Below are 22,058 nucleotides of genomic sequence, written 5' to 3' on the forward strand. Positions count from 1 at the left end.
CTCCAGGCCGGGCCAGGTCACGGCGTGCCGCGGTCCGCCGTGCGTGCTTCAGTCCGCCGAGCCCGCGACCGGCGAGTCGTCGTCGCGGTCGGTCGGGCGAGCGGAGCGACGACGCACGACGGCAGCAGCCGCCGCCGTCGCTGCGGCGAGGACCGCGACCACGCCGATCACCCAGACGGCGACCGGCGAATGGCCGGCGTGCGTCGTCGCGCTGGCCGGAGCGGCTGTCGCCGTGGCGGTCGGCCCGGACGTCGTCGGCTCCGAGGGGGCGGGCGTCGAGGGGTCGGCCGTCGAGGGCGCAGGGGAGGCGCTCGATGCCGCGCTCGACGTCGGCGACGCACCGGAGGCGGTGAACCCGTACTCGCCCGTGATCGGGTGGCCGTCGGGCGACACGTACCGCCAGAGGACCCGGTACGGCCCGTCGGCCAACGCCACGGCCTTCACCATCGAGGTACCGGAGATCTCGACGGCTCCCGTGGACACGTCACGACCCGAGTCGTCGCGGACCTCGATGCGCAGGCCGGCACCGAGCCCGGCGAGCGGCGCCTCGGAGAAGGTGAGCGACACGCGGTCGAGCGGAGCGGTCACGGTGGCGTCGGCCGCGGGGTCGCTCGACACCAGGGCCGAGTGCGCCGACGCCGGGGTCGTTCCGACGGACAGGGACGCCGCGACGAGCAGCACGAGGGCGATGACCGACCATGAACGCATGCACAGGAGCCTACGGGCGTGCCTCGGTCGGCGCCGACGGGTCGAACCGCCTCGCGGCCGGAGCCCGGTCCCGGCGGGACCATCCAGTGCTCAGTATCCCGGACGGCAACGGCCGATCGCCGGCGCCTGGCCCCTCGCGATATCCGGGCGTGCTCGTCTGCGAGGATGAGTGCGTGCGAGCAGTGCAGTACTCCGACTTCCGTTCCGTCCCGACCCTCGTCGAGATCCCCGAGCCGGCCCTGCCGCCGCACGGCGTCCTGGTCCGGGTCCGCGCGACTGGCGTCTGCCGGAGCGACTGGCACGCGTGGACCGGCCACGACGACTCGGTGACGTTGCCCCATGTGCCCGGCCATGAATTCGCGGGCGAGGTCGCCGCCGTCGGCGCCGAGGTCCGGCGGTTCGCCGTCGGCGACCGGGTGACCGCGCCGTTCGTCTTCGCCTGCGGAGCGTGCGAGCAGTGCCGTGCCGGGGCGACCCAGGTGTGCACCGCGCAGCAGCAGCCCGGGTTCGACCTGCCGGGTTCGTACGCTGACCTCGTCGCGGTGCCGCACGCCGACCTCAACGTCGTGGGGCTGCCGGACGCGGTCGGCTTCGCGGAGGCCGCGAGTCTCGGCTGCCGGTTCGGCACCGCCTACCACGCGCTGCACGCCCGAGGTCGCGTGGCCGAAGGGGAGTGGGTGACGGTGTTCGGCTGCGGTGGCGTCGGACTCTCGACGGTGCAGGTCGCGGTCGCTGCGGGTGCCCGCGTGGTGGCGTCCGACATCTCGGCCGCGGCGCTCGGACGGGCTGCGGCGCTCGGCGCCGACACCGTACCGATGGACGACGACGCGGTCGACCGGATCCGCACGCTGACCGCTGGCGGGGCGCACGTCTCCGTCGACGCGTTCGGGAGCCGAGCGACGTCCGTGGCGGCAGTGGCGACCCTGCGGCCTCGGGGTCGGCACGTGCAGGTCGGGCTGCTCCTCGGTGACGAGGCGATCCCGGCGATCCCGATGGGTCGGGTGATCGGCGACGAGCTCGAACTGCTCGGCAGCCACGGCATCGCCGTCGCGGAGTACGCGGCGATGCTCGAGGACGTCGTCGCGGGACGACTGCGACCCGCGGAGTCGATCGGACGCACGATCGGGTTCGAGGAGCTGCCCGAGGCCGTGCTGGCGATGGACCGTCCCGCCACGGGCGCGGGGATGACCGTGGCGACGTGGTGAGGGGACAGCTGCTGTTCGTTCCAGATGGCGTGGGCGGCCTCAGCGGGCGGCTGCCTCCAGACGAGTTGACATAATATGCATTATCGGCGCATACGGCATTGGCCGAGAACGCGGCCGCGGCGGCTTGCCGCAGAGTTCTCGCACTCGGCGATCCCGTTGTCCCGAGGCTGCCTAGGCTCCTGCCGTGGGTACGACGATGTGGTTCCGGTCAGCTCGTGATGCAGTCGAGTGGGATGCGCTCGTCTCGGCGCACGCCGGAGCGACCGGCTTCCACGACTGGGCCTGGCTCACGCTGCAGTCCGAGTGCTTCGGCTGGCGCTTCGAGCCGCTGGTGGTGACGTCCGACGGTGTACCGATCGGCGTGTTCCCGGTCCTGCTGCACCGCGGCGTGTTCGCGCGAGCCGTGTTGCCGCCGTTCCCGTTCGTCGGCCCACTGGTGCCCGACCACCTGCTCGTGGCCGTCATGCGCGCCTTCCGGCGGTGGCAGCTCCGACACGGCATCCTCGTGGCGCGGTACGACCTCGGGCCGGGCGCGGCGTCCGACCCCGCCGCCGCGGTCGCCCGAGCCGGGGTCACCGGGCTGCCGGACCGGACGTTCGTGGTCGACCTCGTCGGCTCGTCGCCCGAGCGACTCGTGCACGCCATGAAGAACGGCGCTCGTCAGTCGCTCCGGCGAGCCGAGCGCAAGGGCGTCGTGGTGCGGCCGTCGGTGCCCGGTGAGGTGACCGAGTTCCTCCCCCGCATCCTCAGCGAGTCGTACTCGAGTCGCGGGGTCCCGTCGCCGTACCCGGAGGACATCGGCGCCCGGGTCGAGCGCTACGCGGCCGTTCGCGACGACGTGTACACCGCCACCGCACTCGTCGACGGCACGATCGCCGGTGTGATCGTGGTCTTCACCGGGCATCCCGTCGTGACCGGCTGGGCCGGCGGGACGCTGCGGGCGTTCCGCGCGGTCAACCCGAGCACCGCGCTCTACCACGACGTACTGCAGCACGCGCTCGACACCGGGCACACCGCGGTCGACCTCGTCGGAGAGGTCGACGAGGGGATCAGCCGCTTCAAGCTGTCGCTCGGTGCGGCCGAGCGTCCGTTCACGACCGTCGTGTCGTCTCCCCTGCCGCCGAGCGTCCGGGCGGCGGCACTCGCTCTCCGTCGGCGTGTGACGGTCCACCCCTGATCAGGGCAGGCATCACGCGCGGTCGTGCAGCGTGACCTGGTAGCCGTCCGGGTCGGCGAACGTGAACGTTCGTCCGAACGGGCCGTCGAAGGGCGATGTCACGATGCGGTGCCCGTCCGCCACGAGTGCGTCGTGAATGTCCTGCACGCCGTCGGCGTGGAACCAGGCGGCGATGCCGGCGCCGGGCTGCGCGACGGCGTCCAGGTCGGTCCCCGGGACGACGTCCCTCAGTGCGAACGCGATCGGCGTCGTCGTGAAGACCACCGCGTGCGGCGGACCCGCCGGCGATCGGACGAGTCCGAGGTACCGCTCGTAGAACGCCTGCGCGGCGTCGAGGTCGCGGACCTGGAACGAGATGAAGTCGGGGCCGGTGACGGGCATGGTGTACTCCTTGTTGGTGTCAGTTTCCTGACACAAAGGATATGTCAGACTACTGACATGAGTCAAGACTCCCCCGGCATCGACCTCGAGACCTCGCTCGGGTACCTCCTCAAGGAGGCGTCGAGTGCCCTGCGTGCCGCGATGGAGGACGTCCTCCGCCCGTTGGGCATGAACATCACGCACTACTCGTGCCTCGAACTGCTCGCACAGCGGCCTGGACTCTCGAACTCCGACCTCGCGCGCGGAGCGTTCGTCACGCGGCAGACCATGAACGTCCTGCTGCAGGCGCTCGAGCACGACGGGACGGTCCTCAGAGCGACGGACGCGACGGTCGGGCGAGTGGTGCCGGTGACGCTGACCGAGAAGGGTCGCGCCGACCTCGCCCGGGCGACGGCTGCGGTCCGCGGGGTCGAGGACCGGATGATCTCGGGGATGACCGGTCCCGAACGGACGGCGGCGTTCCGAGCGCTCCGGTCGATGGTCACCGCGCTCCGCGGCGGCTGATCGAGCAGCGAGGGGCTGGTCGAGCAGCGAGGGGCTGGTCGAGCAGCGAGGGGTTGTGCGAAGCTGTGCAGGGCGGGACCACGACGCCCCGCCCTGCAGCAGTCTCACTCCCCCGAGTCGTCGTCGCTCTCGGTCGGGACGTCCTCGGCATCGATCTCGAGCGCGGCGTCCTCACGACCGGACTCCTCGAGGAACTGCTCGTCGGTGTCGGGCTGCTCGGGCGATCCGGCTGCGGTGGTCTCTTCGGCAGGGTCAGGCTGGCTGTACGTCATGCGCTGGACCGTACGCGCGCTCCGCTGAGCGCCGTTGCCGGAGTGCGCTGGTCGGCCGGTGCCCCGCCGTTGCCGGCCGGCCGCCCGCCGATGTCGGCCGCGCGCCCCACCTCGGTCACTCCCCCGACGCGCGTCGCTCGATGACGCCCGTCATGCCCCGACGCACGTCATGCCCCGACGAAGTCAGCCAGGTACCGCGCGGTCAGCGTGGATCGAGTCGAGACGAGCTGTGCCGGAGTGCCTTCGAACACGACCCGGCCGCCGTCGTGACCCGCGCCGGGGCCGAGGTCGATGATCCAGTCGGCGTGTGCCATGACGGCCTGGTGGTGTTCGATGACGACCACCGTGCGACCGGCGTCCACCATCCGGTCGAGGAGGCCGAGCAGCCCTGCGACGTCGGCGAGGTGCAGCCCCGTGGTCGGCTCGTCGAGCACGATCACGTTGCCGGGTTCTCCGAGGTGCACGGCGAGCTTGAGCCGCTGACGTTCCCCGCCGGACAGGGTCGTCAGCGGCTGCCCGATCGTCAGGTACCCGAGGCCGACGTCGGCGAGTCGACCGAGCACCGCGTGTGCTGCCGGGATGCGTGCGTCGCCCTCGGCGAAGAACCGCTCCGCCTCGGACACCGACATGGCCAGCACCTCGCTGATGTCCTTGCCGCCGAGGTGGTAGGCCAGCACCGACTGGTCGAAGCGTCTGCCCTCGCACTCGGCGCACGTGGTCGAGACACCCGCCATCATGCCGAGGTCCGTGTAGACGACCCCCGCTCCGTTGCACGCCGGGCAGGCGCCTTCCGAGTTGGCGCTGAAGAGCGCGGGCTTCACACCGTTCGCCTTCGCGAACGCCTTCCGGATCGGTTCGAGCAGCCCGGTGTACGTGGCCGGGTTGCTCCGCCGGGAGCCACGGATCGCTCCTTGGTCGATGGTGACGACGCCCTCGCGGTCCGACAGTGCGCCGTGGATCAACGAGCTCTTGCCGGACCCCGCGACGCCCGTGACGACCGTCAGGACCCCGGTGGGGACATCGACGTCCACGTCGCGCAGGTTGTGCGCCGAGGCCCCACGGATCTCGAGGGCGCCCGTGGGTGTCCGGACGTCGGCACGCAGGGCCTGCCGGTCGCCGAGGTGTCGCCCCGTCACGGTGTCGCTCTTCCGCAGTTCGTCCACCGTGCCCTCGAAGCAGACCCGGCCGCCCTGGGACCCGGCGCCGGGGCCGAGATCGACCACGTGGTCGGCGATGGCGATGACCTCCGGCTTGTGTTCGACCACCAGCACCGTGTTGCCCTTGTCACGGAGGCGCAGGAGGAGCTCGTTCATCCGCTCGACGTCGTGCGGGTGCAGCCCGGTGCTCGGCTCGTCGAACACGTACGTCACGTCGCTCAGCGCCGACCCCAGGTGCTTCACCATCTTCACGCGCTGTCCTTCTCCCCCGGACAGCGTGCCGGTCGGGCGGTCGAGCGAGAGGTACCCGAGCCCGATCTCCACGAACGAGTCGACGGCGTCGCGGAGCCCGTCGAGCAGCGGCCCGACACTCGGCTCGTCGAGGGTCCGGAGCCAGCGGGCGAGGTCGCTGATCTGCATGGCGCAGACGTCGGCGATGTTCTTCCCGTCGATCCGGGAGGCACGGGCCGTCTCGTTGAGACGGGTTCCGTCACACGCGGGACAGGTCGTGAACGTCACCGCCCGGTCGACGAAGGCGCGGATGTGTGGCTGCATCGCCTCACGGTCCTTCTGCAGGAAGGAACGGCGGACTCGCGGCACGAGCCCCTCGTAGGTCATGTTGATGCCGGCGATCTGCCGCTTCGTCGGCTCGCGGTACAGGAAGTCCTGCCGTTCCTGCTCGGTGAAGTCGCGGATGGGCTTCGTCTTGTCGACGTACCCGGATTCGGCGAACATGCGGACGTTCCAGCCGTCGGTGCCGTAGCCGGGGACCGTGATGGCACCCTCGGCGAGCGACCTCGAATCGTCGAAGAGCTGCGTGAGGTCGATGTCGCTGACCTGGCCACGGCCCTCACACTCGGCGCACATCCCGCCCAGCCGGTTGAAGGTGACGCGCTCGGCCTTGACGTCCGTACCCTTCTGGACCGTGATGGCTCCCCCGGCCGACACCGTCGCGAGGTTGAACGAGAACGCGTTCGGGCCGCCGATGTGCGGTTGCCCGAGTCGACTGAAGAGCACCCGGAGCATCGCGTTCGCGTCCGTGACCGTCCCGACGGTGGAGCGGGGGTCCGCCCCGATGCGCTCCTGATCGACGACGATCGCGGTGGTCAGCCCGTCGAGCAGGTCGACGTCCGGTCGACCGAGCGACGGCATGAAGCCCTGCACGAACGCGCTGTACGTCTCGTTGATCATGCGCTGCGACTCGGCGGCGACCGTGCCGAAGACGAGCGAGCTCTTGCCGGAACCGGACACGCCGGTGAAGACCGTGAGTCGGCGTTTCGGCAGGTCGACGTCGACGTCACGCAGGTTGTGCTCCCGCGCTCCGCGGACGCGGATGCGGTCGTGCTGGTCGGCAGCGTGCCCGGTACCGGTATGCATGTACATCACCGTACCGCGCGGCCTGCCCGGGCCGACAGCCCTGTGGACAGGAGGAGCGTGGCGGAGGCGGGTCGTGCCTCCAGGCCGCTGCGGAGCAGGTCAGCGCCGCGACGGCGCGGCGCGGCGCACCAGATCGGGGAGTTCTGCCGGCTCGAACGGTTCGTGGGTCGCGTCCAGTTCGTCGGCGGTCCACCATCGCGACGCGGTGATGTCGACCCGCTCGTCGTCGGTCCAACCACTGTCGTCGAGTTCGAAACCCTCCGTGCGGACGACGTAGAACTCGGCGTGGCCGCGATCGTGGTCGGCTTCGTCCCAGGTCACGTCGAAGTCCTGCGACCACACGCTCTCGCCGGGGTCGGCGATCACGATGCCGGTCTCCTCGCGGAGCTCGCGGACGGCCGCGTCACGGTGCGACTCCCCCGGGTCGACACCGCCGCCGGGCGTGATCCACCGGTGGAAGCCGTCGGAAGACGGGGCACGGGTGTCCATGAGGAACACCCGGCCGTCCGGGTCCAGCAGGAGGATGCGGGAGGTGCGGCGCAGGCCGGGCTTCGCTGTCACCCGGTCGACGCTACGCGCCGAAGCCGCTGACGTCGCCGACGAGCTTGGTGTGGTCGGCCGGGATCGGCTCGATCGCCGCGAGTGCGATCTCGGCTGCGAACTCGGAGACGCTGTAGAGCTTGCCGACCTCTTGACGGCGTCCCTCGATCGCGCCGGGGTTGAGCCGGTTGAGCAGCGTCGCGGTGATGGTGCCCTCGATCATGTCGCCGGAGACGACGACGAACTCGATCCCGGCGGCCTCGAGCTGCGGGATCAGCTCGCGCAGTGCGAGTTCGCCGGCGCGCTTGCTCTTGGCGACGGGGACGTACTCGTCCATCGTCTCGGCGGTCTCGACGAAGTGGGCCTGGTGGCTGGTGACGAACACGACACGGGACCCGGCCGGCATGTGCGGCACCGCGGTACGGAGCATGTCGACCTGGGCGTCGCGGTTCAGGCGGAGCGCGTAGTCCTCGCCGAGTCCGGACTCCATGCCGCCCGACGCGTTGAGCACGAGGAGGTCGATGCCGCCCCAGGCCGCGACGACCTGGTCGACCATCGCCTGGACCGAGTCGTGGTCCGTCAGGTCCGCGCCGAGGGCGAGCGCTGCGCCGCCGTCGGCGACGATCTTCTCCGCGATCTGCTCGGCACGCTTCGCCTTGTTCCGGTAGTTCACGACGACCTTCGCGCCGGCCTCCGCCAGGTACCCGACGGTGTCGGCGCCGATGCCGCGCGACGAACCCGTCACGAGGGCGCGCTTGTCGGCGAGGGATCCGGGGGCGAGGGGGTTGCTCACAGTCGTGCTCCAGGTGGGGTCGGAGGTCTCGTTGCCGCAACGAGCCTACCGTCCGGGGCGCGGCTGTCGGTCGCAGTTGATATGTTGAACGGAGTTTGACCGGCCGTCGCGACGCAGCGAACGCCGTGCGCGACCGAGGGAGGGAGATCGCGTGTCCGGACCTGACTGGATCCAGGCCATCGTGTGGATCGGCCTCGTGCTGATCCTGGGGGTGGTCGAGATCTTCACGCTCGACTTCATCTTCATCATGCTCGCGGCGGGAGCCGCCGGGGGGTTGATCGCAGCCCTGCTCGGTGCGCCGTGGTGGTTGTCCGCGCTCGTCGCGGCCGCCCTGGCCCTCCTCCTGCTGCTGCTGGTGCGCCCGCGCCTCCTGCACGCGCTCAACCGGGGCGCCGACCCGCACCGCACCGGCATCGACGGACTCGTCGGCCTGTCCGGCACCGTCGCGGTCGCCTTCACCTCGTCCTCCCCCGGGCAGGTCCGGCTCGCCAACGGCGAGACCTGGAGCGCCCGGCTCGCGGGCACGCCCACCGAACGCCTGCCCGCCCTGGGCACCCCCGTCGTCGTCGAGTCCATCGAGGGCTCCACCGCCGTCGTCCGCATCGACCAGAAAGACGCCTCATGACCCTCTCAACGGGGACGATCCTGCTCCTCCTGCTCATCCTCGTCGTCGTCATCTTCGTGATCGTCGTGCTCGCTCGTGCGATCCGGATCGTGCCGCAGGCGACCGCCGGCATCGTGGAGCGGCTCGGGAAGTACCACAAGACCCTCAACCCCGGGTTGAACCTGCTGATCCCGTTCATCGACCGGCTCCGCCCGCTCATCGACATGCGAGAGCAGGTGGTGTCCTTCCCGCCGCAGCCGGTGATCACCGAGGACAACCTGGTCGTGTCGATCGACACGGTCGTCTACTTCCAGGTGACCGACGCACGCGCCGCCACGTACGAGATCGCGAACTACCTCGGAGCCGTCGAGCAGCTCACCACCACCACGCTCCGCAACGTCGTCGGTGGGCTCAACCTCGAAGAGGCCCTGACCAGCCGCGACAACATCAACGGCCAGCTCCGTGTCGTACTCGACGAAGCGACGGGCAAGTGGGGCATCCGCGTCGGGCGCGTCGAGCTCAAGGCGATCGAGCCGCCGGTGTCGATCCAGGACGCGATGGAGCAGCAGCTCCGGGCTGAGCGCAGCCGTCGCGCTGCGATCCTCCAGGCCGAGGGAACGAAGCAGTCCCAGATCCTCGAAGCCGAGGGCCAGCGGCAGGCGGCGATCCTGGCGGCTGAAGGCGATGCCAAGGCCCAGGTCCTCCGCGCGGAGGGTGAGGCCCAGGCGATCGCGACCGTCTTCGACGCGATCCACACCGGCGACCCGGACGAGAAGCTGCTCTCCTACCAGTACCTCCAGACGCTGCCGAAGCTCGCCGAGGGCACGGCGAACAAGCTCTGGATGATCCCCAGCGAGTTCACCAAGGCGCTCTCGGGCATCGCCGAGGGCTTCACGACGGGCCGGAGCGGGAACGCCCCGAGCGCTGGCGGGTCCGCTGGTGGTGACTTCCTCGAGCGCATCTCGAAGCTCGCGAACGAGAGCCTGGCGAACACAGCGGCAGCGAACGCCGCGGCGTCGTCGACCCCGCGGCCGGACGCCACTGCGGCGGACATCGTGCCGGAGTCCGACCTCGACCAGCGTCTTGCCGAGTCCGACAAGAGCGTCAATGCACGTCTGGCCGCGGCTGACGAGGCGACGAACGAGGAGCTCGGCGACACCAAGTAGGACAGATGCGAAGAAGCCCACCCCGGAACATCCGGGGTGGGCTTCTTCGTGTCTGCGGGTGTCTCAGGCGCCGCGTCGTGCGCGGAGGAACTGCAGCCGTTCCTGCAGGAGTTCCTCGAGCTCCTCACGCGAGCGACGCTCGAGCAACATGTCCCAGTGGGTTCGCGGTGCCTTGACGTCCTCCTCCGCGACCTCGACGGGAACCCCGTCATCACCGAGCAGTGTTCCCTCGCGCCCGGATCGGGGGTCCGACCAGGTCGACGGGACCTCGGCGTCGGCCGAGAAGATCACGTCGAACGTCTCGCCGGAGTCGGACTGGTAGACCGCGCGCTTGCGGTCCGAGAGCTCGACGCCCTCTTCGCTATGGAGACTCTGACTCCCGAGCCGCATGCCGCGAAGACTTCGATCAGCCATCGGTGTGCTCCTTCCGCTCGTCCTGCCCTCCACAACACTGTCCCACGGGGGTTCGTTCCCCGACCGGCGCTTTCACAGTGCGTTCCCAGTGGGCGAGCCCGGGCGGGCGGCACCGCGTGATCTGGCGTCTCGCGGCGGACACGGCGGGCGGCACCGCGGGATCTGGCGTCCCGCGGCGGACACGGCGGGCGGCACCGCGTGATCTGGCGTTCCGCGGCGGACACGGCGGGCGCGGGAGGGAGCGGCACTCCGGAGCGCGGAACATCGCGCGCCGTACGCGACGAAACACCTGACGATCACGAGGTGCTTCGTCGAAACGCGCGCGTTTCGTGAGCCGAGCGCCCGGCGCCCAGCCCCGCGCGGCTCCGTCAGGCGACCCGGCGCCGGCGCGACCACGGGGCGCAGGCGAGCAGGACGAGCAGGCCACCCAACGAGAGCAGGAGCGTCAGGGAGCCCGAGATCAGCGTCGCCGGCGTGGTCGAGGTCCCGAGCGGCACGTCCGTGACCATCGACGTCGCGGTGTACGCGGGTACGCGGTCGATCGTGCGTCCGCTCGGGTCGATGACCTGCGAGGCCCCGACCGTGGAGATGTTCACGAGTGAGCGTCCCGTCTCGATCGCCCGCATCCGTGCGATCTCGAGCTGCTGGAGGTTCTCGTCGGTCCCGTCGAAGTCGGCGTTGTTCGTCTGCGCGAGGATCACCTGCGCTCCCCCGCGTGCCATGTCGGTCGTGAGGCCGTCGTCGACGATGTCGAAGCAGATGGAGATGCCCGCCTTGATCCCCGCGACCGAGAGCACGTTCGGCTTCGTCCCCGGGGTGTAGTCGCGCTGCAACAGACCGATGAGCGACGGTGCCAGCTTCGAGAAGAACCAGCGGTCGGGCACGTACTCGCCGAACGGCACGGGACGCTTCTTGTCGTAGGACGACTGCCACCCCTCGGCGGTCCACACGAAGGACGTGTTGTGGAGCACCCCGGACGACGTCTGCGTGATCGCGCCCGCGACGATCGGGGCACCGACGGAGTCGACGACCGAGTCGAGGGCCGACGCGACGACGGGTTGCTGACGGGGGTCGTACTCGGCGGAGGCCTCGGGCCACACCACGAGGTCGACGCCCTTCGCCTCCGTGTCCGTGGCGGCGACCTGCGCGGCGAGGACCTCACCCGGGCTCGCCCCGTCGAAGTACCCCGCAGGACCGTTGCCCTGGACGGACTCGACGCGGATCGTCCCGTCCACGGCGGTCGGCCAGGCGGGTACGGCGAGCACCGCGGCCACGAGCAGACCCGCGGTCGTGACGCGCACGGGCAGCCGGACGACCGCTCCGGGCCGGGTCGGTCGGACGAGCGCGAGGGACACCACGACGGCCACGCAGTACACGACGACGAAGGTGAGTCCGAGGACCCCGACGTAGGCCGCCAGGTGCGCGAACGGCCCCTGGGACTGCGAGAGCCCGATCCGACCCCACGCGAAGCCGCCGTAGGGCCAGCTGCCCGAGAACCACTCGCGTCCGGTCCAGAGTGCGGCGACGACGGCCGGGAGGCCCCACACTCGCCCGGCGGTCGACGGCAACACGCGGGTCACCCACCGGTACGCGAGCGCGATCGCGACGCTGCCGAGTGCGAGGTACGCGGCCTCGAGGAGCGCGAGCGCGAACCACGGGACCGGGCCGAGGTAGCGGCCCGCCCACGAGATCGCGGGGATCCAGAACGCGGCCCCGGCGAGGTAGCCGAGCCACGCCGCGCGTCGTGCCCGCTGGCCCATGACCGCGACGAGGAGGCACGCCACCGCCGGGTAGGCGAGGAACCACCAGCCCGGGGACGGGAAGGACAGCGCGAGCAGGACACCGCCGATGACCGCCAGCGGCACGGCGGATCCGAGCGGCAGCGCCCGGAACGGGTTCGCCGGGTCGGGCCGGCCGGACCCTGCGCGCCGATCCACGGCGGCCCCACGCAACCGACCCACGACGGCCCCACCCGACCGGTCCAAGCCAGCCCCGGACGACCCGCGCAACCGGCCACCGCGGCCACCGACACCGCGCTCGGACGCACCACGTCCAGCAGCGCCACCTCCGCCGCCTGCGCGCGCGGCCGGACCGCGCACGCCCGCACCGGACGCGGCCGGCGGGGTGGACCCGCCGTCGCTCGGACGCAGGTCGGACTCGGGAACGTGCACCGGGCCTCCCGTCAGACCGTTGCGTAGGCGACGATGCCGCGGCGCACCGCGTCCGTCGCACGCCGTGCGGTCTGTGCGAGGTCGTCGTCGCCCGCGTTCCGGATCTGGTCGAGGAGGTCGATCACCTGCTTGCACCACCGGACGAAGTCGCCGGCGGGCATGTCGAGCGTCCGGAGGACGTCGTCGAGCGCGGACCCCGACGCCCACCGGAACATGCCGACCGCCATCGCCGGGGTGGGCGGCTGGGATCCGGCGAGCCGGGCGTCACGCTCGATGTCGTCGAGGCGTGCCCAGATCGTCAGGGTCTCGTCGAGCGCCGGACGGAACGCACCCCGAGGAAGGGCGTGTTCGGTGCCGGGCGCGTCCTCGCGGCGGGGCTGGTACACGATGGTCGCTGCCATCGCCGCGAGCTGCGCGGGTGTGAGTTCCTTCCACACCCCTGCCTCGAGGCACTCGGCGACGAGCAGGTCGCGATCACCGTAGATGCGCTGCAGACGACGCCCGCCGGCCGCGACCGTCGCCTCGCCGGAGCCGTCACCCGTCTCGACGAGGTAGCCGAGCTGCAGGAGCACGTCGGTGACCCGGTCGAAGGTCGTCGCGACGGCACCCGTGCGTGAGCGGATCTGCTGCACGAGCTTGTCGTTCGCGCGCTTGAGCTTGTACCAGCGCTCCGCCCACCGTGCATGGGCCTCGCGGTCGGGACAGGCGTGGCACGGGTGCCGCTGCATGCGCCGTCGAACGTCGGTGATCGCGGCCTGACGCTCCTTGCGGGCACCGTGCGAGGCCTCGCGGCCGCCGGGGACGTTCGTCCGTTCGAGGTCGGAGAGTTCGCGCCGGAGCGCCGCGTACTCGGTGAAGTCGCCGAGGTGACAGGTCATCGCCTGCTGGTAGCCCTCGAGCGACTCCTGCTGCGAGCGGACCTTGCGCGCGAGGTCGACCACGGAGCGGTCCGCCTGGAACTGTGCGAACGAGGTCTCGAGGACCTCACGCGTGCGGCGACGCCCGAACTGCTCGATGAGGTTGACCGCCATGTTGTAGGTCGGCTTGAACGACGAGTTGAGCGGGTAGGTCCGGCGGCTGGCGAGCGACGCGACGGCCTGGGGGTCGAGGCCGTCGGTCCACTGGATGACCGAGTGCCCCTCGACGTCGATGCCGCGCCGACCTGCCCGACCGGTGAGCTGCGTGTACTCCCCCGGCGTGATCGGCACCCGGGCCTCACCGTTGAACTTCTCGAGCTTCTCGAGCACGACGGTGCGGGCCGGCATGTTCACCCCGAGCGCGAGCGTCTCGGTCGCGAAGACGACCTTGAGGAGCTTGCGCTGGAAGAGGTCCTCGACGACCTCCTTGAACGCGGGCAGCAGGCCCGCGTGGTGCGCGGCGACCCCGCGTTCGAGGCCCTCCAGCCACTCCCAGTACCCGAGGACGGCGAGGTCTTCGTCGAGCAGTGTGCGGCAGTGGTACTCCGCGGACTCGCGGATCTCACGGCGCTCGTCCGCCGTGGTGAGCGACAGTCCGGAGCGCAGGACGTTGCGGACACCCTGGTCGCATCCGGCACGGCTGAAGACGAAGAAGATCGCCGGCAGCAGCATCCGGTCGTCGAGCATGCGCGCGATCTGCTCGCGGTACAGCTTCTCGGTGCGTGGCCCGCGACGGTCGTGGTAGCCGCCCCGTCCGCGTCCGCCGCGGTGTCCGCCGCCGTGGCGTTCGCTCCGCGAGGCTCCCCCGACCAGGCGCAGCAGCTCGGGGTTGACACGGTTCGTCGCCGCGGCGCCACTCGAGTCGAACAGGTCGACCATCTTCGAGCCGACGAGCACGTGCTGTTCGAGCGGGACCGGGCGGTCCTCGGAGACGATGACGTCGGTGTCGCCCCGGACGGTCTGGAGCCAGTCACCGAACTCCTCGGCGTTCGACACCGTGGCGCTCAGCGAGACGAGCCGGACCTCGGTCGGGAGGTGCAGGATCACCTCTTCCCACACGGCGCCGCGGAACCGGTCGGCGAGGTAGTGGACCTCGTCGAGGACGACCCACGCGAGGTCGTCGAGGAGGTCGGAGTCCGCGTAGATCATGTTGCGGAGGACCTCGGTCGTCATCACGACCACCCGCGCCCGCGGGTTTACGTTCGTGTCGCCCGTGAGCAACCCGACCTCGGTCTCGCCGTAGGCCTGGACCAGTTCGGCGTACTTCTGGTTGCTCAGGGCCTTCATGGGCGTCGTGTAGAACACCTTGGCCGTGGGCTGGCGCATCGCCAGCCAGATCGCGAACTCGGCAACGATCGTCTTGCCCGCGCCGGTCGGCGCCGCGACCAGCACGCTGCGGCCCTGGTCGATGGCGTCGCAGGCCGCGAACTGGAACGGGTCGAGGTCGAAGCGCAGGTCGGTCCGGAACAGCTCGAGGTTTCGGGAGCGGTTCCGGACCCTCGCCGCCGCGTAGCGCTCGGCCGGGCTGAGGTCCGTGTTGGTCACAGGCCGTACTCTTCGTCGAGCTTGGCCTGGCGCTTCGCGGCGCGCCGGTCGTGCAGCCACGTCACGGCGCACGCGGCGATGTAGAGCACGGTCATCGGGATGGCGAGCAGGAACATCGAGATGACGTCGGCCGAGGGCGTCACCATCGCGCAGAACACCAGGATGCAGAGGATCGCGATGCGCCAGGACTTGATGATCGCGGAGGCCGAGAGCACCCCGACGAAGTTCAGCAGCACCAGGAACACCGGCAGCACGAAGGCGATGCCGACCGCCACGATGAGCTTGATGACGAAGTTGTAGTAGGCCTTGGCATCGACGATCGAGGTGTCCTGCGTCGACACGAAGCTGCCGAGGATCTGCACCACGTGCGGCAGGATGTACCAGCCGAACCAGCAGCCCGCGAAGAACAGCGGGATGGCGGTGCCGAGGAAGCCGAACACGTACTGCTTCTCGCGCCGGACGAGCGCCGGGACGATGAACGCCCAGATCTGGTAGAGCCAGACGGGGCTCGAGATGACGATGCCGATCGTGATCGCGATCTGGAGCTTCAGGTCGAAGGCCCCGGTGATCATCGGGAAGTTCAGCTCGGCCGTGTGCCCGCCGATCTCCGCGAGCTTCGTGACGGGCTGACGCAGCGCGTCGAGCACGAACGGGGTGAGGAACCACCCGCCGATCGCGCACACCACCACCGCGATGACCGCACGGAAGAGACGGTTGCGCAGCTCGATGAGGTGCTGCCCGAGCGACATGCGGCCTTCGGTGTCCTTCTTCGGACGCCCCGGCCGCTTCGCTCGCCCGCTTGCGGTCGTCGAAGCCATGCCCCGATCCTACGGGACCGGTCCGACACGGCGCTGCGCCTGCGTGCGTTCGCACAGGCGGCCTGGAGGCGCGGTGCGGTGGCCCGCCACGTGCCTCCGTGCCGGCTGGTGGTCGCGTCGTCGGAACGCACCGAATTCGTCGGGGTCAGGCCTCGGCGAGGGCCGCGGCCGCGAAGTCCCGGATCGCCGCACGGGCGGCGGGCGGGTCGAGCACCACGGCGCGCCCCGGCAGGCCGGCGACGAGCCGGACGACACCGTCGAACCCGTTCGACGCCGCGAGCCGGATGCGGACCCGGCCGTCGTCGTCGGGCGCGTCCGCCGTGTCGGCGAGGAAGTCTGCGACGAGCGGGAGCGACGACGAGTCGAGCTCCACGGTGACGATGACGTCCTCGCGGGCCTGCTGGAACAGCGTGTCCGGGATCACCACGTCGGCCGCGCTCGTGGTCGCCGGACGCTCCTCGACGCGCACGGCGGACATCCGGTCGAGTCGGAAGGTCCGCAGCGCCTGCCGGTCGAGGTCCCAGGCGCGGAGGTACCAGTCGGTGTCGATCGACTCGACGCGCAGGGGGTCGACGCTCCGGGTCCCGCCGCGGCTCCGCGGACCGGCGTAGTCGAAGGCGAGTCCACGCCCGTCGGCCATCGCTCGCCGGATCGTGGCGAGCGTGGCGTCGTGGAGGTCCTGTCCGACGGCGACGTTGGACGCTGCACCGCCGGCACCGCGCGAGAGCTTCGCCATGAGCGCGCGGATCGCGTCACGGTCTGCGGCCTCGGGCAGCGCCGACAGGTACTGCAGCCCGGCGATGAGCGCCGAGGCCTCGCGTGCGGAGAGCCGGGGCGCGTCGTCGATCGCGACGAGGTTCGTCAGCACGATCATGTCGTTCTGCTCGAAGTCGTCCCAGGCGATGTCGAAGAGGTCGCCGTGCTGGTACTGCATGGTCTCGCCCGGGACACCGGACACCGCGATGAGCTCGACGGCTCGGCGGATGCGGGACTCGGGTACGCCGAAGTGCCGCGCAGCCTCGGCCACCGAGACGCGTTCGCGGTCGATGAGGTACGGCACGAGGGCGAGCAGGAACGCGAGCTTGTCCTGCGCCTGGAGCGGCTGCGGTTCAACCACGGGCGTCTCCTTCGTGGTCGGCGACGAGGGCGCGGAGTCTGGCGGTGACACGGTCTCGGAGGTCGTCGGGTTCGAGCACGCGCACCTCGGGGCCGAACGCCGCCAGCTCCTCGGCGAGGATCTGCGGGTCGACGTGGTGGAGCACGAGGGTGCCGTCGGGCTCGGCAGCGGTGTCGCGACGGCGGGAGAGGCGTCGCTCGGCGTCCGAGCCGGGGACCACGTGGATGCGCGCGGTCCGGGTCGCCCAGATGCGGTCGAGCTCGGCGAGGGCACGCTCCCCCGCTCCCGCAGGGGCCGGGTGGCGACCGACCTCGTACTGCGACACGGGGCCGACGATCCGGGACAGCAGGTAGTTCTTCGTGCCACCGGTCGAGAACTCGTGCGCGGCGAGCATCCACCGCCCCCCGTGCTGGACGAGCGCGAGCGGGGCGAGCTCACGACGACGGGCCTCGTGCTGGCCGGGCGTGATGTAGTCGAAGCGCACCGCGGCAGCGCGATCGAGCGCCGAGCGCAGCGGCTCGAACGCGGCGTCGCGGGCACGGAGCCGCGGTGCGTACGCGTCGACCCCGAGCACGCCGGACGCCACGTCGTCCTCTGCCCCGGCCGAGCGGACCTTGAGCAGTGCCCGGCGCGAGTCGGCGGAGAGGGCTCCCTCGCGCCACGCCATCGCGGCGAGCGACAGCAGCGCGGACTCGTCCGGGGTGAAGCGGACGTCGAGGGGCAGGTCGTACTCGCCCTTCGGGATCCGGTAGCGCAGCGTCTGGTTGTTGCCGGCCGCGCCCGGGGTCTCGATGGTCTCGAGCGGGATGCCGAGGTCGCGCACGTCGTCCTTGTCGCGCTCGAACTGGCGCTCGAGCGAGGCGTTGTCCCCGCCCTGGGTCCAGCGCTGCCGGTACCCCTGCACGTTGGCCAGGATCTCGGCCTTCGTCAACCCGGACTCCGTCGAGAGCAGTGCGAGCACGAGGCTGAAGAGCCGCTCCTCGGCAGGCACACGGGGGGTACGAGAGGCTGGCACAGGCCGATCCTACGGCAGCGCGGGTGCACCGGAGTGCACCCGCGCTGCGGTCGGTGGACGGTGCCGAGGCGTCAGCGCGGCATCACTCCGAGGACGTCGATCACGTAGGCGTCGGTCCCGCCCTGGCCGTGCACGATCGCGAGCACCTGGTCGCCGACGCGGTGCCCGAGGATGGCCTCACGGACCCCGTCGACGATCTGGCCCTTCGCGAGCGGTACGGTCGCGGCACCGGAGCCGTCGGTCCAGTTGGAACCGGTGACGGACGGGTCGGTGCTCCAGGTCACGGCCGTGTACTTGATGACCGCGGTGTCCTTCGCGGTGAGCTTCGTCCCGTCGCCCTTGCGGAGCAGGTGGGTCTCGTCGGACTTCGGCGCGTCCCACGACGGGATCGTGATGCCGGGGGCGCCGGACGGGGCGAGCACCACGGCGGGCATCCGGTCGCCGGCGAGCTGCGGGGTGCCGGTGGCCCGAGCGTCGAAGGCACGCTTGACGTCGATCACGGCGATGACGGCGTCCTCCGTCTTGCTGCTCGACGACGACCCGGCGGCGCCGGACGAGGAACTGAGCGCGCTCTTCGGCAGGGCGACGGCGAGGCGGTCACCGACGTGCGCGCACTCGACGGCCTCGCCGAGGGCACCGAAGTTCGACGCTCCGGCGGTGATCGGCGCGGTCTGCCCGGAGTAGCCGCTCGTCTGCGCGACCTGCCCGGTCGCGCCGTCGACGACGGTGTACTCGATGAGCACGGGTGTGCCGTCCTCGACCTCGCGGCCGGTGCCCTGCTTGAGCACCGATACCTGCGTGCCCTTCGTGGTCAGGCCGGTGGGCACGGAGACCTCCGGCTCCTTGCCGAACGAGCCCGTGGCGGTGACGGCCTCGGACGCGGCACCCGGGCGGGCGCAGCTCGACGGGGTCGTCCCGGCTCCGCTCGCGGAGCAGGCCGTCAGCGTGGCGGCGAGTCCGAGGGTGACCAGGAGCGCGGGGATGGTTCGATGCAGGACGGGCACGGTCGGTACTCTACCGGTCGTCCTCGTGCGCCCCGGACGCGGGCTCCGACTCCGCCTCGGACGCAGCCCGCGCCTCGGACACGGACTCCGCTTCGTGCACGGACCCCGCCTCGGCCGCCGCGACCCGACGCGCCTGCGCGGCCGCCTGCCGAGCGACCTTCCGCAGCTTCTTGTCGCTCGCGCTCCGCTCCCCGACGGCACCGGGCGTCCAGGCCTCGACGTCCTCGTCGGAGAACTCCGCCTTGCCGGCACGACGCTTGAGGTTCGGCAGCACCACACCGTCGGCGAGCCGCCGGGCGGTCACGAGGAACCCGGTGTGCCCGACCATGCGGTGGTCCGGTCGGACCGCGAGCCCCTCGACGTGCCAGGTCCGGACGAGGGTCTCGCTCGGCATCGGGTCGGTGAAGCGGCCGGTGTCGCGGAGGGCCTCGGCCGTGCGCGAGAGCTGGGTGACCGTGGCCACGTAGCAGACGATCAGACCGCCGGGCACGAGCGCGTCGGCCGCAGCGTCGACGCACTCCCACGGCGCGAGCATGTCGAGGACGACGCGGTCCACGCTCTGCGGCTCGGTGGCCCCGGGCAGCTCCTCGACGAGGTCACCCACGGTCACCGACCAGTTGTCCGGCACGGCGCCGAGGAACGTGCCGACGTTGCCGCGGGCGATGGCCGCGAACTCCTCGCGGCGTTCGAACGACTGCAGCTGCCCGGTCGGCCCGATCGCGCGGAGCAGGAAGAGCGAGAGCGCCCCGGATCCGACCCCGGCCTCGACGACGCGGGCGCCGGGGAAGACGTCGGCGAACGCGACGATCTGCGCCGCGTCCTTCGGGTAGACGATCGCGGCGCCGCGCGGCATCGACATCACGTAGTCGTTGAGCAGCGGACGCAGTGCCAGGTACTCGTCGCCCGTGGTCGCGCGGATCACGGAGCCGTCCGGCTGCCCGATCACGTCGTCGTGGCGGAGGACGCCGCGGTGCGTGTGGTACTCGCCACCGGTCTCGAGGGAGAGCGTCGTGAGCTTGCCCTTCGGACCGGTCAGCTGCACGCGGTCGCCGGACCGGAACGGACCGCGGGGCGGCGTGTGCGGCGCACCGCCCGCAGTGTGCGGCAGCGACGCCGTGGCGTCGTCCGGACGGGAGGCGCGGATCGCCGCCGCCTCGTCGCCAGCGCGCTCGAGGTCGCTCATCGGGCACCGCCCTCGGTGGCCGCAGCTCCGGCGGGCACGTGCACCGTGCCTCCCGGCTGCTCGTCGGACCCGGCCGCGCGCGCGGCGAGGGCAGGGCTCGTCAACTCGACCAGTCGGTCGACGTCGACGCCGGCCAGCGTGGTCAGGTGGACGTCGCCACCGGCGATGTCCGCCAGCGGGACGATGTGCTCGACGGCGATGGTCACCGCGCCGGAGGCGACGGCGGAGGCGACGCCCGTGGCGGAGTCCTCGATCGCGACGCACGCGGTCGGCTCGACGCCGAGCTGCGCGGCGGCGGAGAGGTAGGCGTCCGGGAACGGCTTCGGCCGCTCGACGTCGTCACCGGCGACGACGACGCGGAAGCCCCGGTCGCCGAGCGCCTCGGCCGCGACGAGCGCCATCGACCGGCGGGACATCGTGACGAGGGCCGTCGGGACGCCGCGGTCGTGCAGCTCCTCGACGAGCTCACGCGCGCCCGGACGCCAGGGCAGGTCGTCGTGCCGCAGCCGGTCGGAGACGTACTCGGTCATCCAGAGGACGATCTCCTCGACCTCCATGTCGACCCCGCGGTCGCGGAGGATCTCGCCGGAGCGCTCGAGTCCGGAGCCGACGAGCGACAGACCGTCCTCGTGGGTCCAGGTCGCACCGAAGCGCTCGGTGAGCTCGACCTGGGACTGCTGCCAGATCGGTTCGGTGTCGATGATCGTGCCGTCCATGTCCCACAGCACGGCTGCGGGCAGGACTCGGTCGGGGCGCTGGGCGGTCACGGGCGACGAGTCTACCGGTCGGTGGGGTGCCGCCCGGCGCTCGGGTGTGACCGCCCCGACCCCGTCGCGGGCGTCGCGCGCGCGTTCCGCTGGGGGCGGACTGCTGCCCGCCGGAGACCGCCACGGGCCTACAGTGGGTGCCTGGTCAACGTCCCACGCGCGCGGTCCGCACGACCGGGCCGCGCCCCTTCCAGGAGGTCCGCTCCGTGCCACAGCACTCCCCCTTCAGCGAGGGCCGACTGCTCGTCGTCGCCTTCGAGGGCTGGAACGACGCCGGTGAGGCGGCCAGCGGGCTCGCCCGGCGGATCGTCGACGCGCTCGAGCTCGACGAGCTCCGCGAGATCGACGGCGAACGGTACGTCGACTACCAGTTCAACCGCCCCACCGTCGGCACCGACGACGAGGGCGAGCGCGGCATCCAGTGGCCCCGCATCGTGCTGCACGGCCCGGGTGCCGACGGTCGACCCGTGGTCGGCGCGACCGGCTCCGAGTCCGACCGCGAGGTCTTCGTGCTCGTCGGCCCCGAGCCCTCGCGGACGTGGCGCGGCTTCTGCGCCGAGGTGATCGACCTCATCGACGTGTACTCGATCGACGCGGTGGTGTTCGTCGGCGCGATGCTCGCCGACGTGCCGCACACCCGGCCGATCTCGGTCTTCGTGTCGAGCGAGAACGCCGGTGTCCGCGCGGCGTTCGACGTCGACAAGTCCTCCTACGAGGGGCCGACCGGCATCCTCGGGGTCCTCGCCGACGCCGTGGACAAGGCCGGCCTCACGACGCTGTCCCTCTGGGCCTCGGTCCCGCACTACGTGCACAACTCCCCCTCGCCCAAGGCGACGCTCTCGCTGCTCGACAAGATCGAGGAGCTCACGGACGTCACGGTGCCCCGCGGGTCGCTGCTCGACGACGCGACCGAGTGGGAGGAGGGCATCGACGCCCTCGCCGCCGACGACGAGGACATGGCGTCGTACATCGGGCAGCTCGAGCAGGCGCGGGACACGGTGGACTCGCCGGAGGCGTCGGGGGACGCGATCGCGCAGGAGTTCGAGCAGTACCTGCGGCGTCGGGAGCGCAAGGACGGCAAGGACGGCGGGACCGCGGGCGGCGAAGGCTTCCGGCCCCCGCAGCCGCCGCAGTAGCGCAGGGCACGGGGCGCGGCTGGCGCACCGCTGCGTTGGTCGCAGAACACGTCGGCTCACGCGCGGCGCGACGGCACGTCGTGCGAC

Annotated in this window: 21 protein-coding genes; 6 read left to right on the plus strand and 15 right to left on the minus strand. The window is 71.5% G+C overall.

Features of this window, described 5'->3' with window-relative positions; translation table 11 throughout:
* Window positions 1-48 precede the first annotated feature (48 nt).
* On the minus strand, window positions 49-708 hold the full coding sequence (locus ACSW7Y_RS07260) for a copper resistance CopC family protein (protein WP_438125641.1): 660 nt from the start codon (window positions 706-708) through the stop codon (window positions 49-51).
* A gap of 173 nt (window positions 709-881) precedes the next feature.
* Here ACSW7Y_RS07260 and ACSW7Y_RS07265 point away from each other — a divergent pair, with 173 nt between their 5' ends.
* Both ACSW7Y_RS07265 and ACSW7Y_RS07270 read left to right on the plus strand, forming a co-directional pair.
* Window positions 882-1,913: an alcohol dehydrogenase catalytic domain-containing protein gene (locus ACSW7Y_RS07265; protein WP_438125642.1), complete on the plus strand. Its 1,032-nt coding sequence runs from the start codon at window positions 882-884 to the stop codon at window positions 1,911-1,913.
* 184 nt (window positions 1,914-2,097) lie between these two features.
* Window positions 2,098-3,090, plus strand: coding sequence for a lipid II:glycine glycyltransferase FemX (locus ACSW7Y_RS07270; protein ID WP_438125643.1), 993 nt, complete (start codon window positions 2,098-2,100; stop codon window positions 3,088-3,090).
* A 12-nt stretch (window positions 3,091-3,102) separates the two neighbouring features.
* Here the strand turns inward: ACSW7Y_RS07270 and ACSW7Y_RS07275 are convergent, their stop codons facing one another.
* Complete coding sequence (locus ACSW7Y_RS07275) at window positions 3,103-3,471, minus strand: VOC family protein (protein ID WP_438125644.1); 369 nt, start codon at window positions 3,469-3,471, stop codon at window positions 3,103-3,105.
* A 57-nt stretch (window positions 3,472-3,528) separates the two neighbouring features.
* On the opposite strand from ACSW7Y_RS07275, the gene ACSW7Y_RS07280 reads away from it, so the two are divergent.
* Window positions 3,529-3,975 carry a MarR family winged helix-turn-helix transcriptional regulator gene (locus ACSW7Y_RS07280; RefSeq protein WP_438125645.1) on the plus strand — a complete coding sequence of 149 codons (447 nt, stop codon included), beginning with the start codon at window positions 3,529-3,531 and terminating at the stop codon, window positions 3,973-3,975.
* A gap of 104 nt (window positions 3,976-4,079) precedes the next feature.
* Here ACSW7Y_RS07280 and ACSW7Y_RS07285 read toward each other — a convergent pair whose 3' ends face one another.
* From ACSW7Y_RS07285 to ACSW7Y_RS07300, 4 genes are all read right to left on the minus strand, one after another.
* Window positions 4,080-4,247 carry a hypothetical protein gene (locus ACSW7Y_RS07285; protein WP_193750362.1) on the minus strand — a complete coding sequence of 56 codons (168 nt, stop codon included), beginning with the start codon at window positions 4,245-4,247 and terminating at the stop codon, window positions 4,080-4,082.
* Window positions 4,248-4,414: 167 nt separating this feature from the next.
* A complete protein-coding gene (locus ACSW7Y_RS07290; RefSeq protein ID WP_438125646.1) occupies window positions 4,415-6,781 on the minus strand; it encodes an ATP-binding cassette domain-containing protein in 2,367 nt (788 codons plus the stop codon).
* Between the two features lie 99 nt (window positions 6,782-6,880).
* Window positions 6,881-7,342 (minus strand): NUDIX hydrolase, encoded by a 462-nt coding sequence (locus ACSW7Y_RS07295; protein WP_438125647.1) that lies wholly within the window; start codon window positions 7,340-7,342, stop codon window positions 6,881-6,883.
* A 10-nt stretch (window positions 7,343-7,352) separates the two neighbouring features.
* Window positions 7,353-8,114: an SDR family oxidoreductase gene (locus ACSW7Y_RS07300; RefSeq protein ID WP_438125648.1), complete on the minus strand. Its 762-nt coding sequence runs from the start codon at window positions 8,112-8,114 to the stop codon at window positions 7,353-7,355.
* Between the two features lie 151 nt (window positions 8,115-8,265).
* Between ACSW7Y_RS07300 and ACSW7Y_RS07305 the strand changes: the two genes are divergently transcribed.
* Entirely contained in the window at window positions 8,266-8,739 is a 474-nt protein-coding gene (locus tag ACSW7Y_RS07305) for an NfeD family protein (RefSeq protein ID WP_438125649.1), read from the plus strand.
* Window positions 8,736-9,884, plus strand: a complete 1,149-nt coding sequence (locus ACSW7Y_RS07310; protein WP_438125650.1) for an SPFH domain-containing protein — start codon at window positions 8,736-8,738, stop codon at window positions 9,882-9,884. The genes ACSW7Y_RS07305 and ACSW7Y_RS07310 overlap by 4 nt, the downstream gene beginning before the upstream one ends.
* Window positions 9,885-9,947: 63 nt before the next feature.
* On the opposite strand, the gene ACSW7Y_RS07315 is transcribed toward ACSW7Y_RS07310, so the two are convergent.
* From ACSW7Y_RS07315 to ACSW7Y_RS07355, 9 genes are all read right to left on the minus strand, one after another.
* Window positions 9,948-10,298: an RNA polymerase-binding protein RbpA gene (locus ACSW7Y_RS07315; protein ID WP_438125651.1), complete on the minus strand. Its 351-nt coding sequence runs from the start codon at window positions 10,296-10,298 to the stop codon at window positions 9,948-9,950.
* Window positions 10,299-10,666: 368 nt separating this feature from the next.
* A complete protein-coding gene (lnt, locus tag ACSW7Y_RS07320) occupies window positions 10,667-12,235 on the minus strand; it encodes an apolipoprotein N-acyltransferase (protein ID WP_438125652.1) in 1,569 nt (522 codons plus the stop codon).
* Window positions 12,236-12,480: 245 nt separating this feature from the next.
* On the minus strand, window positions 12,481-14,931 hold the full coding sequence (locus ACSW7Y_RS07325; RefSeq protein WP_438125653.1) for a DEAD/DEAH box helicase: 2,451 nt from the start codon (window positions 14,929-14,931) through the stop codon (window positions 12,481-12,483).
* Window positions 14,928-15,680 (minus strand): twin-arginine translocase subunit TatC, encoded by a 753-nt coding sequence (tatC, locus tag ACSW7Y_RS07330; RefSeq protein WP_438125660.1) that lies wholly within the window; start codon window positions 15,678-15,680, stop codon window positions 14,928-14,930. The genes ACSW7Y_RS07325 and tatC overlap by 4 nt, the downstream gene beginning before the upstream one ends.
* A gap of 214 nt (window positions 15,681-15,894) precedes the next feature.
* Window positions 15,895-16,866, minus strand: a complete 972-nt coding sequence (locus ACSW7Y_RS07335) for a helix-turn-helix transcriptional regulator (protein ID WP_438125654.1) — start codon at window positions 16,864-16,866, stop codon at window positions 15,895-15,897.
* Window positions 16,859-17,881: a helix-turn-helix transcriptional regulator gene (locus tag ACSW7Y_RS07340; RefSeq protein WP_438125655.1), complete on the minus strand. Its 1,023-nt coding sequence runs from the start codon at window positions 17,879-17,881 to the stop codon at window positions 16,859-16,861. Before ACSW7Y_RS07340 ends, ACSW7Y_RS07335 begins: the two co-directional genes overlap by 8 nt.
* Window positions 17,882-17,952: 71 nt before the next feature.
* Window positions 17,953-18,885 (minus strand): hypothetical protein, encoded by a 933-nt coding sequence (locus tag ACSW7Y_RS07345; RefSeq protein ID WP_438125656.1) that lies wholly within the window; start codon window positions 18,883-18,885, stop codon window positions 17,953-17,955.
* Between the two features lie 10 nt (window positions 18,886-18,895).
* Window positions 18,896-20,068: a tRNA (adenine-N1)-methyltransferase gene (locus ACSW7Y_RS07350; RefSeq protein ID WP_438125657.1), complete on the minus strand. Its 1,173-nt coding sequence runs from the start codon at window positions 20,066-20,068 to the stop codon at window positions 18,896-18,898.
* Window positions 20,065-20,835 carry an HAD family hydrolase gene (locus tag ACSW7Y_RS07355; protein ID WP_438125658.1) on the minus strand — a complete coding sequence of 257 codons (771 nt, stop codon included), beginning with the start codon at window positions 20,833-20,835 and terminating at the stop codon, window positions 20,065-20,067. The genes ACSW7Y_RS07350 and ACSW7Y_RS07355 overlap by 4 nt, the downstream gene beginning before the upstream one ends.
* 206 nt (window positions 20,836-21,041) lie before the next feature.
* Here ACSW7Y_RS07355 and ACSW7Y_RS07360 point away from each other — a divergent pair, with 206 nt between their 5' ends.
* Window positions 21,042-21,971, plus strand: a complete 930-nt coding sequence (locus tag ACSW7Y_RS07360; protein WP_438125659.1) for a proteasome assembly chaperone family protein — start codon at window positions 21,042-21,044, stop codon at window positions 21,969-21,971.
* Window positions 21,972-22,058 lie beyond the last annotated feature (87 nt).

This window comes from Curtobacterium flaccumfaciens (assembly GCF_051548005.1).
Taxonomy (GTDB): Bacteria; Actinomycetota; Actinomycetes; order Actinomycetales; family Microbacteriaceae; genus Curtobacterium.

Bases quoted from the DNA above. Each gene is read 5' to 3' on its own strand.
- tatC (WP_438125660.1), bottom strand. From the start codon at position 15,680: ATGTCGCTCGGGCAGCACCTCATCGAGCTGCGCAACCGTCTCTTCCGT.
- ACSW7Y_RS07280 (WP_438125645.1), top strand. From the start codon at position 3,529: ATGAGTCAAGACTCCCCCGGCATCGACCTCGAGACCTCGCTCGGGTAC.
- ACSW7Y_RS07285 (WP_193750362.1), bottom strand. From the start codon at position 4,247: ATGACGTACAGCCAGCCTGACCCTGCCGAAGAGACCACCGCAGCCGGA.
- ACSW7Y_RS07290 (WP_438125646.1), bottom strand. From the start codon at position 6,781: ATGCATACCGGTACCGGGCACGCTGCCGACCAGCACGACCGCATCCGC.
- ACSW7Y_RS07260 (WP_438125641.1), bottom strand. From the start codon at position 708: ATGCGTTCATGGTCGGTCATCGCCCTCGTGCTGCTCGTCGCGGCGTCC.
- ACSW7Y_RS07315 (WP_438125651.1), bottom strand. From the start codon at position 10,298: ATGGCTGATCGAAGTCTTCGCGGCATGCGGCTCGGGAGTCAGAGTCTC.
- ACSW7Y_RS07350 (WP_438125657.1), bottom strand. From the start codon at position 20,068: ATGAGCGACCTCGAGCGCGCTGGCGACGAGGCGGCGGCGATCCGCGCC.
- ACSW7Y_RS07275 (WP_438125644.1), bottom strand. From the start codon at position 3,471: ATGCCCGTCACCGGCCCCGACTTCATCTCGTTCCAGGTCCGCGACCTC.
- ACSW7Y_RS07310 (WP_438125650.1), top strand. From the start codon at position 8,736: ATGACCCTCTCAACGGGGACGATCCTGCTCCTCCTGCTCATCCTCGTC.